At 67.2% G+C, this 12,172-nt stretch carries 13 protein-coding genes; 7 read left to right on the top strand and 6 right to left on the bottom strand.

All coding sequences use genetic code 11. The features are described 5' to 3' along the window. Window positions 1-174: 174 nt before the first annotated feature. The 3 genes from BM002_RS18160 to BM002_RS18150 form a co-directional block, all read right to left on the bottom strand. On the bottom strand, window positions 175-2,367 hold the full coding sequence (locus tag BM002_RS18160) for a peptidoglycan DD-metalloendopeptidase family protein (protein ID WP_092784820.1): 2,193 nt from the start codon (window positions 2,365-2,367) through the stop codon (window positions 175-177). 120 nt (window positions 2,368-2,487) lie between these two features. Next, a complete protein-coding gene (locus tag BM002_RS18155; protein WP_139212418.1) occupies window positions 2,488-3,312 on the bottom strand; it encodes a hypothetical protein in 825 nt (274 codons plus the stop codon). A gap of 32 nt (window positions 3,313-3,344) precedes the next feature. After that, window positions 3,345-3,761, bottom strand: a complete 417-nt coding sequence (locus tag BM002_RS18150; RefSeq protein WP_092784815.1) for a DUF1036 domain-containing protein — start codon at window positions 3,759-3,761, stop codon at window positions 3,345-3,347. A 93-nt stretch (window positions 3,762-3,854) separates the two neighbouring features. Between BM002_RS18150 and BM002_RS18145 the strand changes: the two genes are divergently transcribed. The 6 genes from BM002_RS18145 (at window position 3,855) to BM002_RS18120 (ending at window position 7,742) form a co-directional block, all read left to right on the top strand. Continuing rightward, entirely contained in the window at window positions 3,855-4,316 is a 462-nt protein-coding gene (locus tag BM002_RS18145) for a hypothetical protein (RefSeq protein ID WP_139212417.1), read from the top strand. A 109-nt stretch (window positions 4,317-4,425) separates the two neighbouring features. After that, window positions 4,426-4,869, top strand: coding sequence for a hypothetical protein (locus tag BM002_RS18140; protein WP_245749318.1), 444 nt, complete (start codon window positions 4,426-4,428; stop codon window positions 4,867-4,869). 4 nt (window positions 4,870-4,873) lie between these two features. Beyond that, window positions 4,874-5,527, top strand: a complete 654-nt coding sequence (locus tag BM002_RS18135) for a MotA/TolQ/ExbB proton channel family protein (protein ID WP_092784810.1) — start codon at window positions 4,874-4,876, stop codon at window positions 5,525-5,527. After that, the gene (locus BM002_RS18130) at window positions 5,524-5,979 is read left to right on the top strand and encodes an ExbD/TolR family protein (protein WP_092784807.1); all 456 of its coding nucleotides are present in this window, start codon (window positions 5,524-5,526) and stop codon (window positions 5,977-5,979) included. The genes BM002_RS18135 and BM002_RS18130 overlap by 4 nt, the downstream gene beginning before the upstream one ends. A gap of 3 nt (window positions 5,980-5,982) precedes the next feature. Then, window positions 5,983-6,387, top strand: a complete 405-nt coding sequence (locus tag BM002_RS18125; RefSeq protein ID WP_092784804.1) for an ExbD/TolR family protein — start codon at window positions 5,983-5,985, stop codon at window positions 6,385-6,387. Continuing rightward, a complete protein-coding gene (locus BM002_RS18120) occupies window positions 6,387-7,742 on the top strand; it encodes a hypothetical protein (RefSeq protein ID WP_092784801.1) in 1,356 nt (451 codons plus the stop codon). The genes BM002_RS18125 and BM002_RS18120 overlap by 1 nt, the downstream gene beginning before the upstream one ends. A 196-nt stretch (window positions 7,743-7,938) precedes the next feature. Here the strand turns inward: BM002_RS18120 and BM002_RS18115 are convergent, their stop codons facing one another. Together BM002_RS18115 and BM002_RS18110 are read right to left on the bottom strand one after the other, a co-directional pair. Next, entirely contained in the window at window positions 7,939-9,003 is a 1,065-nt protein-coding gene (locus BM002_RS18115) for a ParB/RepB/Spo0J family partition protein (RefSeq protein ID WP_092784798.1), read from the bottom strand. Continuing rightward, entirely contained in the window at window positions 9,000-10,310 is a 1,311-nt protein-coding gene (locus BM002_RS18110; protein WP_092784871.1) for an AAA family ATPase, read from the bottom strand. The genes BM002_RS18115 and BM002_RS18110 overlap by 4 nt, the downstream gene beginning before the upstream one ends. Before the next feature lie 368 nt (window positions 10,311-10,678). Here BM002_RS18110 and BM002_RS18105 point away from each other — a divergent pair, with 368 nt between their 5' ends. Further along, the gene (locus tag BM002_RS18105) at window positions 10,679-11,389 is read left to right on the top strand and encodes a DnaA N-terminal domain-containing protein (RefSeq protein ID WP_092784795.1); all 711 of its coding nucleotides are present in this window, start codon (window positions 10,679-10,681) and stop codon (window positions 11,387-11,389) included. 82 nt (window positions 11,390-11,471) lie between these two features. On the opposite strand, the gene BM002_RS18100 is transcribed toward BM002_RS18105, so the two are convergent. Then, window positions 11,472-12,125: a GntR family transcriptional regulator gene (locus tag BM002_RS18100; RefSeq protein ID WP_175484961.1), complete on the bottom strand. Its 654-nt coding sequence runs from the start codon at window positions 12,123-12,125 to the stop codon at window positions 11,472-11,474. Between the last annotated feature and the right edge of the window lie 47 nt (window positions 12,126-12,172).

Here is a 12,172-nt window from a genome sequence, read left to right as displayed (position 1 = left end):
CCGAATTTTTTGGCAACTTTGTGACGAAAGCATAAGTAATGTGCGTTTTCTCAACGGATTGGCCTGCGGGACACAAGTCACGCTCTCAGACGATCAAACCGAAGCGGCAAACTTCTGAATTGCCTTCCGAATTGCTGTCGGACCTCCGAAAGATGCCCGCGCGTCAAGCACCCGTCACAACTGCTCCAGCAGCTCCTCAACCGCCCCGAGATAGGCTTTCGTCTCCTCCGACACCGGGGCCGCAACAGGGGCGGATGCGATCACGGGGGCCGACGCCCCGCGCCCGCTCATCTTGCGTTCGGCCCAGTTCTGCATGTCGAGGTTGCTCATGTTGCGCAGGAATGGATTGGCACCGACGACGCCCGCCCCCATGACCTGCAACACCGACAGGTTCGGGTCGTTGCGCAGCGACCTGTCGGCCCCCTCCGCCCCCAGGAAATGCGCAAGATAGAGCCGTCCGGCGGTGATTTGGTGACCCCGCGCGCGCAGATAGCTCTCGCTCTCCCGCGCAAGATTCCGCACCATTTCCCGCGACAGATAGGGATCGGTGCGCAGCGCCAGAAGCGCCTGCCGGTCCATCTTGGCCACCAGGTCCGGGCGATAGGTCCGCATCATGCGCAGCCATGTGCTCTCGATGAACTGGCCCAGGCCCGTTGCCGTCGACAAGGGGTTCTTGGCCGCCGCGTTGCCCGCGCTCTCCACCTCGATGATCCGGTTCACCAGCGCATCGACCGCTGCACTGGCCCCGCCGCTGTCGCCGCCGGTCGGGGCCGATGCGAAGGTCAACGGATCGACCGGCCTGCCCGCCACGTGCAATTCGAAATGCAGGTGCGGCCCCGTCGACCGCCCCGTGGTCCCAACGTATCCGATCCGGTCGCCCGCCGCGACCTGGCTGCCGACCTCCTGCCCCGGCTCGAACCGGTCGAGGTGGGCATACCGTGTCTGCAACCCGCCCGGATGGTCGATATAGACCACATTGCCATAACCCCCGCCCGCGCCCCGCACCGCGATCTTCCCCGCCGCCGCCGCCATGACGGGCGTTCCGGTCGGGGCCGCCCAATCGACGCCATTGTGATTGCGCAACTGCTTGAGGATCGGGTGCATCCGGGGCCCGAACCCACTGGTCCGCGTGCCCGCCACCGGGGTGACCAGGGCCCCCGACATGCCGCCGCCGGACACAGTGGCATCCGGATCGTGGCAGCCGAAGCCGCCCGCGGCATCCTTCACCACGAAACAGGCCATCGGCCCCGACGGCCCCTCGACCCCCGCATAGAGCACCGACTCGGCCCCCGCGCCCGTCCCATGCAGCAGGATCAGCCGGTCCCCGGGTGCTGCATTGCGGTCCAGGTCGAAGCGCTTCGACATCATCACCAGCAATTCGCCCGTCACCGACCCCTCCAGCCCGCCCTGCAACGCGGCGCTCCAGATCGCGTCCAGCAGGCGGACATCGCGCGTGGCCACCGCGTCCTGCCGCAAGTCGCGGCTCCGGTCCATCAGATCCGCCTCGATCCAGGGGTCGGCGGCGGCGGCAAAGCGCCCCGCCCCCACCTGCGCCACGCTGAAGGCATAGCCCTCGGGCCCGTAAAGCGACATCTGGAGCAATTGCCCCGACTGCATCCGCAGCCCCACCACCGACCCGACTGGCAGCGCCTCCAGCGGCAATTGCACCGCCGCGCCATCCGTCAGCCCGGTGATCCGCCCGATCCCGGCCACGACCTGCGCCGCCGCATCCTCGGACAGACCGTTGAGCGACAACAGCGTCTCGAGCGATTGTTCCACCCGGACGACCACCACCGTGTCGGCGAACAATTCGCTACGCCGTGCCTCGGGGAGGATGGACACGATGCTGGTGGTGTTCTCGATCGCCGTCTCGACGAAAGACACTTCCTCGACCGCCTGCCCAGTGTCGATCACCTCGCCCCAACTGCCCGCCGCGGCCTCTGCCTCCTCGCCCGAGACGACACGCCCCGGCGCGGCCTCCTCCTCCGTCGGATCATCGTTGAGCAGGCTCGACAAACCCTCGGCCCGCTGCGCCTGGAACAGCGCGAAATCCTCGCGCGAACTGGGCAGGGCCGTGGCCAGCCGCGCCGCCCGGGTCAGCAGCGGGGTGGCGATGACCGACACGCCGGTCGCCGCGCGCGTCGCAAGCGGTGGCGATGTCGGCAGGACGCGCGGCCCGCTCTGCGCATCGCCCTCCTCCAGCCGCAGGATCAGGGGGTCTCCACGCAGCCCGACCAGACTGGCCCGCGTGGGCGGCGGCAGAGCGGCCTCTTCCTCGCCGGTGTCGATCTGCACCATCTGCGGGCCGTCCGGGTCTTCGCCGCCGGGCCAGAGCCACGCGCCCCCCGCAAGGATCAGACCGACCACCGCCAGCGTGCCGACGATACCCCCCGCCCAGGCGGCACGTCGTTTGATCCGACGATTGCGCGCCAGTCTGGCCGAAGATTTGAATTTCGGATCGACGTCCAGCGTCCGGCCCCCCGCCTGTTACCGCAGGGCCCCTGTCCCGCCGCGCAGGCCAAGTCCCCGGGACGACGTCGCGGTCGGTTGCTGCGTCGGCTGAGCGGGCGGCGGCGCCGGCGGGCGGACAGCCGCCGTCTGGGGCCGCGCCTGCGTGGTCGTGGGACGACTTGACGTGCTTCCACCACTGCTCGCCGCCGGACGCGCCGGGGCAGCGATCACGATCTCCGGACATTCCACATCATCGGCGGCGATGATGTGCCGCCACAGGCCGATGGTCGCGTCGGTGCCATCAGGCGGCTCTGCCCCGCCGGCTTCGACATAGCGCGTGACCGAGGCTTGCGACCCCCGGCCCCAATCCCCGTCGATCCCCGAGCCGTAGCAATTCATCCGCGCCAACTCGGTCTGGAGCGCGCGGGTCAACGATCCTTCGGGCGGATCGAAGGCGCCGGTCTCGACCAGCCGGGCATACAATTCCGTATCCTGCCGCTGCATCGCCTGACGAGCCGCGAGGTTGTCCCAGGCGATCTCCTCGACCTCGGCTTCGGTCGACTCGGGCAGGGCATCGAACGTCCGCTCGGGTTGTGCCACGATCCCAAGGATGATCGACGGGCGCGGCAGACCCCCCGAACTTCCGGCACTGGCCAGGACCGGCTGCGCGGTGGCCGACACGGTCGTGGCTAGAGGGGTGAAAACCCGCACCGCAGAAACCTGCGACACCGGGGAAATGGGGGACACGGCGGTCGCCGCGCGCGTCACCGGAGTCGCAACACTGCGGTCCTGCGCGGCGGCAGGCAACGCGACGGTCAGCGCCAGCAAAGCCAGCCCGGAAATGATCGTACCCCGTGTCATCGTGCCAATATAGGCGGAATACCGCCTTGCCGCTAGCCCGGTTGCGCGAGGAAGAGCGTCCAGCGCTCGCTTTTGCGGGTGTCGACCTCCTGGAACCGTGCTTCCTGATAGCCGCGGGCCAGGCAATTCTGCTCGCCCCGGATGACAAAACGTTCCGATCCCAGACACATAGGCACGCCACCGGGCAGAACCGGGCGCCCGAACACGTCCTTGGCGAAGACATAGACGAAGCGCACCGACAACTCGCCCTCGATCAGGTCGACGCATTGGTTGGGGCCGACCGTCCACCACCCCCGCGTCTCGAACACGTCGACATCAAAGCGCCCGAGCGCCAGATTGACGACGTCAAAACTTTGATTACAAACGGTAAATTGCGCCATGGCAGGGCGTGAAAACCCGCCCGCGGACAGCAGCACCAAAACGCCGAGAAAGAGCAGGATCCGGCGCATCACTCTCCCGCGTGACATTGGAAACACGGTGTTTTGCATAAAGTGACGACAGGCCGGATGCAAAGGACGGATTTGGGTGGTATACTAGAGTTTATGAAAATTATTTTTGTCTCCACCGTGGGCCTATTAGCCCTCACAGCTGCTGCCGGCTTTGTGCTTGTCGCGAGTCATACGCAGGAGAAACGTACCTCATTGCAAGCTTTCGTGATGCCCGGTCCCGTGGAAAGTCTGGGCGCCGCCCCGTCGATCACCTCGGTCCCGCAAGCGCCGCGAATCGATCTTGACGTGACCGAGGTCGAGGACGTGGTCGATGAAGGCGGCCAGGTCGGCACCGGATCGATTTTCAAGGACTTTGACTCGGTGCCGCGTCCGGTCGAGCGTCCGGCCGATTTCGACGACGACAATGGCGCCGCCGAGGCGCTGGCCCGCAATCCGGCCCCCCGGACACCAGTCGCCGCAGCACCCCGCCCGGCCGCGCCGTCGCGCGTCGTGGAACGGGCACCGTCGACCATCACGATCGAACGCGCGAACCTCGCCAGCGGCGTATTCCGCTAGGCGAACAACCCGTTTCGAAATCAGGGGGCCGTTTCGCGGCCCCTTTTCTTGACATCGGGGGGCACGCGGCGGACCATTGGGGACCTGACGTTAACCAAGGTTCCTTCCGATGCGCATTTCTTCCCTGACCGGCCTCCTCCTGCTGGCCGCCGCCCCCGCTTTCGCCCAGGACGCCGCCGCGCCTCAGGATGCGCCCGACACCGCCTTCGAGATCGAGCTGAACGGCGCCGCCGACACCGACGCGGGCAACTGCCGCCTGACCTTCGTGGCGCGCAACCAGACCGGCACCCCGCTCGATCAGGTCGCCTATGAATTCGCCGTCTTCGACACCTCGGGCCGCGTGACCCAGATCGTCGCCTTCGACTTCGGCGCAATGGTCGCGGGCAAGACCCGGATCCTTCAGTTCGACGTGGGTGGCATGGCCTGCGGCGACGTGTCGGGTATCGTCGCCAATGACGCCATCGTCTGCACCGTCGAAGGCACCGAGAACGCGGGCATCTGCCTGAGCTCCCTGGCCGCCCGGTCCCTGACCGACATCCAGTTCGGGATCTGACCAAATGCCCGATTTCGCGCAGTTCGGTCTGCCCACGCTGATCATCTTCGCCCTGCTCGCCCTGTTGTCGGTCACCGCCGTCGCCACCGGCCTGTGGAAGATGGCGCAGTTCCGACGCCTGGGCCTCGGACGCCGCAAGGAGGCCGAGACGATCCTGGAAAACTGGCTCTCGGGTCAGGCCCCCCGGGCGCAGGAACAGGCCGCGGCGCGGAAGTCGGGCGCCGCCCGCATCCTTCAGGCCGTGTTCAGCGGCCTTCAGGCCCGACCCGACGATCCCCGCTATGCCGAGGAACTGGGCCGTCAGGTGGCCTTGGGTGAACTCACCGCCCTGGGCTCCCGCATGCGCCTGCTGGAGATGGTCGTGCAGGCCGCGCCCATGCTCGGCCTTCTGGGCACGGTCATCGGCATGATCGACGCCTTCTCGGCCCTGTCGCTGGCCCAGGGGGCCGCCGATCCGACCGAACTGGCCGGCGGTATCTGGACGGCGCTGACCACCACGGCGGCGGGCCTTGCCATCGCGCTGGTCGCATATGTCATCGCCAACATGCTCGAAAGCCGGATCGACGCAGAGCGCGCGCGGATGGAAACCCTCCTCTCGGCGGCGATCCACGGGCGTGTCGACACGGGCGCCGGGCTGCCGGGGTCGGCGCGGGGATGACACTCGTCAGCGCATCGGTCCGCGCCATCGAACTGCCCCGGCGCAGGCCGAACCGCATGCGCGTGCCGCTCACGTCGCTGGCCGATACGATGTTCCAGCTGCTGATCTTCTTCATGCTCGCCTCGAACCTCACACCCTATTCGAATCTCCTGCTTCAGGGCGGGCCGTCCGACGTCGGCACCCCGGGCGGCGCAGGCGGCAACGATCCCGGCACTTCGGCGGCGACACCCCCCGGCACGATCCTCTGGACGGTCGAGGCGGACGGCCTGCTGGTCGGCGGTCAGCGCTTCGCCCTCGACGACATCGCCGACCTGGCCGCCACCCTGCCCGAGGGCGCGCAGGTGGTGCTGGTCCTGCGCGATCAGGCCCGGGTCCGCGATGTGGCCACCGTCCTCGAACGGCTGACCGGCAGCGGCATCTCCGCCGTCCGCATCGCCGCCAGCGGGACCTGAGCCATGCAGAGCCGCCTGCCTCCGAAACGCGACAAGACCGCCGGTCTCGACACGTCCTTCGCCATCGTGAACATTGTCCTCCTGCTGATCTTTTTCTTTCTGGCCACGGGGCAGCTCTTCGGCGGACGCGATCCGGGCGTCGATCTGGCGCGCACCATCGACCTGCCCATTGCCCCCCTGCCCCGGCCCCTGCTGGTGGTGGCCCCGGACGGCAGCCTGACCCTCGATGACGCGCCTGTGACCGCGACCCTGCTCGGCCCGTCGATCATGGCCGCCACCGACGCGACATCGCCCGTCCTCCACGTCCTGATCGAGGGCGATGCGCGGGCGCGCGACCTCATCGCGCTTCTCGACAACCCGACCCTGCGCGGGATCGAGATCCGCCTCGTCACGCTGGACGTCGACTGATGGGCGGCATGGCCCCCTTCCTGCCCGATGCGGGCCGCCCCGGTCGCTGGCCCCTGTCCATCGTCGGATCGGTGCTGCTCCACATGGGCGCGGCGGGTGGAATTCTGATGCTGGCGCAGACGGCTCCGCCGCCGGTCGAGCCGGACGCCGCAGAGCCGCGCTTTGCCATCACGCTCGAAACCCTGACGCCCTCGACCCTGGCCGGCGTCATGACAGTGGACCCGCCCCCCGATGTCACGCCGAGCCTCGACCCGCCCGAGGCCCTTCCCCCCGTCGAAGGGCCCGAGATCGCGGACCCCGTAGACCCCGCCCTGCCCGAAGCGCCGATCCCCGACGATCCACCGATCGACCCACAGGTCGCTGTCCCCGTGGCCCCCGTCACGCCCGAGTTGACCGCGCCCGTGGTGGCGGCGCCGGCGACGGCGCCGGTCGCGCCCTCCATCACCAGCCCGGTCACCCCGGTGGCACCCGTCATCGCCGCGACCGGGCCCGAAGTCGTGGCCCCGGTGGGCCCCGTCGCGCCGATCTCGCCGCTCGCCGGTCCGGGTCTGTCGGGCGGTGGCGGTGGTGGCGTGCCGACCGCAGCGATCCGCAGTGACGTTATCGTCACCGGCCCGGTGGCCCCGGCCCCGGACGTCATCGCTTCGATTTCGGGACCAAGCCTCGTCCGCCCGTCCACGCCCCCATCGGGCGGCGGCGGAACCGGCAGCGGCACCACCGCCCCTGCCCCGCCCAGTGTGCAGGACATCGCCGTCAGCGCCCTCATCGGCCGCGTGGCCGCGACCCCCGGCCAGTCCTGTGCCCTCGCCCTGCCGCGCCGGGCCGGCAGCGACGGCGCCTCCCTCGCCCTCATCGGCAGCGACGGCGGCGCGCTCGACGCGCTGGCCCGCGATGTGCTGAGCGGCGATCTGGCCGAGACGCCGCAGACCCGCGACTTCATCGACGGGCGGCAATGCCCGGTCCTCGATTGGGTGGCGCAGACACAAGACTATCCCGCGACCCGCCTTGGCCTTCGCCTCGACGCGCGCGTCGTCGACAGCGGCACGGCCCTGACCGGCATCGTGCAGGGGGTCGGCGGCCGGTTCCTGACGCTGCTTCTGATCGACGACAACGGCGTGGTACAGGACCTGGCCCCCTTCACCACGATCTCGGGCAACCTGGCCCGTTTCGATGCGCCGGTGACCCGGGACGGGGTGTCGCGCGATACCCGGCAGGTTGTTCTCGCCCTCGCCACGCGCACGGCGCCGTCGGCCCTGCGGGGACGGATGGGCCAGTTGGCGCAGGACGTCTTCACCGGGTTACCCGATGACCTGTCGCGCGCCATTCTGGCCGTCGAAACGGTCGACGTTCGATAGTTATTGTTTTAAAACAATATATTAGTGGATTTCTGGCGGGTTACCCGTGGGTAACCTCCGGGTTTTCTGACCCAAGTCGGGGTTACCCATGGGTAACCCCTGATCGCGTCCGGTTACCCGCGGGTAACCTCTTGGGTTGGGTGTCGGCGGTTACCCATGGGTAACCCGGCTCCGTGCGGTTACCCGTGGGTAACCGCTAGAGCTGGCGAATTCTCGGGCGTCCGCGCAGCTCTGCCTCGAAGGCCTTGATGGCCTGTTCCAGCCGTTCGCGCGGCACTTCGGCAAAGTCCGTCTCGCTGACGATCCGGCATTCCCCATTGCGCGCGGTGATCTTCGTGGCCCCGATGTGGAACTCCAGCTTGGGGCGTGGCGCGCGTTCCTTCGCCGTATCCCCTGCCCCCTTCTTGGCGGTCTGCACAAAGCCCATAAGCGCGCGGTTCTGCGCCTCCGCATCCCGGCACCCGGCCAGCGCATCGCGCAGCGCCGCCACCTCGGCCTGGCTGCGGATGGTGCGCGACACCTCGACGCCCAGGTTGCGCCCGACCGCCTTGGGCCAGCGCAGGTCGTCGCCGAGAACCGACAGCAGGTAGACGAAGGCGCGGATGTAGGAGCGCTTGGTCTTGTGCAGCGATCCATAGAGACGCCCGACCATCGCGTCGGGGTCGATCTCGTCCACCTCCCCGTCCTCTGCGGCGGCCAGCGCGACCTGCGCCATCTCGGCGAAGGTCAAATCTTCGCGGACCACGTTCTCCTCGACCATGTCCACATAGCGGGCCAGGCGGTCATCCTCGCCGCCCTCGATGCGCGCGGTGACCGTCGCGAATTGCGTGTCGCCGGTTTCGGTCAGCAGTTGGCGCAACGCCGTCAGACGCCGCCAGCCTTTCTTGAGCTGATAGCAATCGTCGTCGCGCCAAACCTCGATCGGTTCGCGCTGACCCCGGGCGCGGATCGAGGTCTTGAGCTCCTCCATCTCGTCCGACGCAGCCACCGCCTCCAGCTCCAGCCGGTCGCGGGGCAGGGCATCGGTGCGGATCGCGTCGAGCGGAATGGTCACCAGGATCCGCCCCTCGGCCTCGGCGGCGCGAAAGGCCTTGGCGTCCTCGGCGTTGCGCCGCCGCTGTTCGATCTTGGCGTCCGTGCTCTCGGACAGGGACTCCGCCGTCTCGCGAACGGCGGCACCCATCGGACCGGGGCGGCGGTCGCGCCGGATCGGGGCAGGGGTTTCGACCGGGTCGAAGCCGAACTTGTTCTTGGAGGTCATGCCGCGTCTCCTTTCGCCACATCCGATTCGGTCCAGGCAGAGAGGACCGTATCCTTGAACTCCTCGTAGGCGCGATCAAAACTCTGCCGCGCGCGCTTCCAGGTCTCCCGCGTCATCTGGCGATAGTCCTGTTCATAGACGGACATCTGGAACCGGCCCGATTGTTCGACGGCGCGCGTCATCTCGATCGGATGGCGGCAAAGGTCGGCGCCGAAGACATTGGCGAAGGCGTCTGACATGGCGGCGTGCAGCGGATTGTTCGCCTCATAGCGGGTCATCAGCAGGCGAATGTCGCGGAAGCTTTTGGGCAAGTGCAGGCCCGCTTCCTCGGCCAGGCCCGCGAAGCCTTCGGAGATGTCGGCCATCGCATCGCCAAGCTGGCCCAGATAGGACGTCGTACTGTCGTACTCCCAATAGCCGGGACCGGACGGGATATAGAGGATATCGGCGGCGAAGGCAGCGTTCAGGCTCTGATAGCCGATGGCCGGCGGGCAATCGAAGATGATGAGGTCGTATTGATCGTCGGCCAATTCGTCGAGATAGCGCGCCACGCAGCCGAAGAAGGTCCAGGCCTTGTGGAGGGCGCGGTATTGGGCCGAGGCGAACTCGACGAAGGCCGCGTTGGCGCAGGAGGGGATGATGTCGATGGTGGGCCAGCAAGTCGGCTGGATGAAGTCCTGCACCCGCTGCGCGCCGATGCTCTGGACGTCTTCGGGCAGCTCGTCTGCCGAAGGGTGCGGGCAATCGTCGGGGTCGTCATAGGTGGCGGTGATGCGGTCCGCCTCGCGACAGAGATCGCGACACATGATGCCCCAGACCGTCTGCCACTCCTTGACCTCGACCAACCCCATGGAATGGGTCAGCGTGGCCTGCGGGTCGAAGTCGACGCAGAGCACGCGGTAGCCGTCGAGAGCGGCGGCATGCGCCAGATGTTGTGCCACTACCGTCTTGCCGACACCGCCCTTGAAGTTGCTGACGGCGACGCGCATCGCCCGACCGCGCGGACGACGGGGCAGGAGGGACTTGCCGCGAAACCGCAGGCGGCGGCGCAGCTCGTTGATTTCGGACAGGGTGAACCAGCGCTGGCGGCCGTCTTCCTCGACCGTGCCCTGGGGCAGGGAGGGATCGTCGGCCAGCTTCTTGCGCAGGGTATCGGCGGGCACGCCGAGCATGAACTGACTGATCTCCCAGATGGAGAAGGGGCGAAGCTCTTTCACTTCGCCCGGAGAGAAGGTCGCCCGACGCACCGCGGCCTGTTGCGCAAGGCTGCGTTCGTTCAGGGTCAGAAGGTCGGTATGATTGCGCATGGGCTGCTCGTCCTCGTTTGCGTTATCGTGTAGGTTCGTCTGATATTCGCAATAACGGGATATTCCGAATTCGGCAAAATGAAAATTCGCGTTTTTTCCGGCGACATACGCGAAAGCAGGAGGGTCCGGCACGGAAAAACCTGATGTGCAGGGTCTTTCGGGGACATGAAACAGCCGATATGGTGTCACTACATGTCCCCCTAAACCAATATCCCTATCCATTCTTATTTTTGATTTGAGCCGGGCTGAAATCCCGTTTCTTGGAAATCGTTGACAAAGGACAGGAGTTTCGCCCTTCTTATCCCCAAGCAAGAATCGGAACGACCCAGGCCCCGACAAGAGGGCAGGGCGGCAAAGGCGGACAGGCGATGAAGATGGACAGCGGGTTGCTGAAACCCGGCCAATTCAATGGACCACAGGCGGGATCGGCAAAATATGACGTGCTGACGGCGCTGGCGTTGATCGGGATGCAGGGCGGGGGGGCCTTGCAGGTCTCGGCGCTGCGGCTGATCGCGGTGATTACGGCACGCTACAACTGGCGTCAGGACGAATTCTGCGTCTGTCAGCGCGACATGGCCCGGATGTGGGGCGTGACCGAGCGGACCGTGAAGCGCGAGGTGCGGGCCTGGCAGGCGGCGCGGTTGGTGGTGTGCAAGCGGCTTGGGGCGCGCGGGAGGGCAGGGGCCTATCGTCTGGACCTGGTGGAGATCTGGCAGAAGGCGGCGGAGTTCTGGCCCTTGGTCGGACCGGACCATGCGGAGCGGTTGACGCCGGTTCCGGTCGTATCAGAGCCGTCGACCGTCTCTGATACGGGGAAAACGGCCGATAACGAACCCGTGGCGCGGGGCACCTGGCTGGCGGCGTCACGGCGCCTTCGGCTGGTGGACCCGGCGCAGCATGCGGCCTGGATCGCGGGGCTTCAGATGACGTCGGACGACGGGAGCCATGTGGTGCTGTCGGCCCCGTCGCGGTTCGCCGCGCATTACGTCCAGACCCACCTGATGACGCCCCTGGCCGAAGCGGTCGAGGCAGAGATCGGGCGCGGTCGGCGGATCACCATCGTGCCGCGAACGGCCTAGACGGGTCTTGGGGCGGGACAAGCGCAAGTCGAAAGGGACGACGCAAATGCGGCTCTAAATGGCGTTGTAGAGCCGGAAAAGGTCACTCGGCAGCCGCGGAGGGACCGAACTTTCGCTCGAAGAGGACGCGGTAGGCATTGGCCGAGGCAGGGAGGTGGGCGCGCACGGCGCGGACCAGGGCTTCGGTCGACGTGCCCTGCATGGCCTTGATGATCTCGAAATGCTGCTCCACGACCCGGGCCATATGGGCGTCATCCTCGTATTTGACGACGCGGATGGGCTGCGCGGTGCGGGCATGGGCGCGGACCAGCTCGGCCAGGATGTCGTTTTCGCAGCAGGAGAACTGGATGTCATGGAACTCCTGGTTGAGGCGGAACACCTCGCGGAAATCCTTGTTGGCAACGGCGGCCTTGTGGCGGTGCGCGACATCCAGAAGCCGGGCGGCGATGTCGGACGGGCAGGGCAGGGCGGTCCGCTCGGCCGCGGCCGTCTCGAGGAGGATGCGCACGTCATAAAGCGAATCGACCTGTTCGGGGGTGAAGTCGACGACTTCGACGCCGCGATTGGGCCGATGCACCAGCAGGCCGCGCTTTTCGAGCACGGCGAAGGCATTGCGAACGGCGTGCCGCTTGGCATCGTAACGCTCCATCACCCGGTCCTCGACGATGCGCGTGCCCGGGGGATAACGCCCGAAGATGATGTCATTCTCCAGATCGGCGGCCAGACTGTCCTGCATGAAACCTCTCCGAAATCGGCTGTAATGCGAGGTTAGCATGGGGGTTT

The organism is Jannaschia pohangensis (genome assembly GCF_900113875.1).
In the GTDB taxonomy this organism is placed as follows: domain Bacteria; phylum Pseudomonadota; class Alphaproteobacteria; order Rhodobacterales; family Rhodobacteraceae; genus Jannaschia; species Jannaschia pohangensis.
Note: the sequence above shows the minus strand (reverse complement) of the source record. Positions and strands in the feature narration are given on the sequence as shown.

What these genes read in the sequence shown, in the direction of transcription:
- BM002_RS18155 (WP_139212418.1), bottom strand. Translation starts at nt 3,312, where the DNA reads ATGACACGGGGTACGATCATTTCCGGGCTGGCTTTGCTGGCGCTGACC.
- BM002_RS18150 (WP_092784815.1), bottom strand. Translation starts at nt 3,761, where the DNA reads ATGCGCCGGATCCTGCTCTTTCTCGGCGTTTTGGTGCTGCTGTCCGCG.
- BM002_RS18145 (WP_139212417.1), top strand. Translation starts at nt 3,855, where the DNA reads ATGAAAATTATTTTTGTCTCCACCGTGGGCCTATTAGCCCTCACAGCT.
- BM002_RS18140 (WP_245749318.1), top strand. Translation starts at nt 4,426, where the DNA reads ATGCGCATTTCTTCCCTGACCGGCCTCCTCCTGCTGGCCGCCGCCCCC.
- BM002_RS18135 (WP_092784810.1), top strand. Translation starts at nt 4,874, where the DNA reads ATGCCCGATTTCGCGCAGTTCGGTCTGCCCACGCTGATCATCTTCGCC.
- BM002_RS18130 (WP_092784807.1), top strand. Translation starts at nt 5,524, where the DNA reads ATGACACTCGTCAGCGCATCGGTCCGCGCCATCGAACTGCCCCGGCGC.
- BM002_RS18125 (WP_092784804.1), top strand. Translation starts at nt 5,983, where the DNA reads ATGCAGAGCCGCCTGCCTCCGAAACGCGACAAGACCGCCGGTCTCGAC.
- BM002_RS18120 (WP_092784801.1), top strand. Translation starts at nt 6,387, where the DNA reads ATGGGCGGCATGGCCCCCTTCCTGCCCGATGCGGGCCGCCCCGGTCGC.
- BM002_RS18115 (WP_092784798.1), bottom strand. Translation starts at nt 9,003, where the DNA reads ATGACCTCCAAGAACAAGTTCGGCTTCGACCCGGTCGAAACCCCTGCC.
- BM002_RS18110 (WP_092784871.1), bottom strand. Translation starts at nt 10,310, where the DNA reads ATGCGCAATCATACCGACCTTCTGACCCTGAACGAACGCAGCCTTGCG.
- BM002_RS18105 (WP_092784795.1), top strand. Translation starts at nt 10,679, where the DNA reads ATGAAGATGGACAGCGGGTTGCTGAAACCCGGCCAATTCAATGGACCA.
- BM002_RS18100 (WP_175484961.1), bottom strand. Translation starts at nt 12,125, where the DNA reads ATGCAGGACAGTCTGGCCGCCGATCTGGAGAATGACATCATCTTCGGG.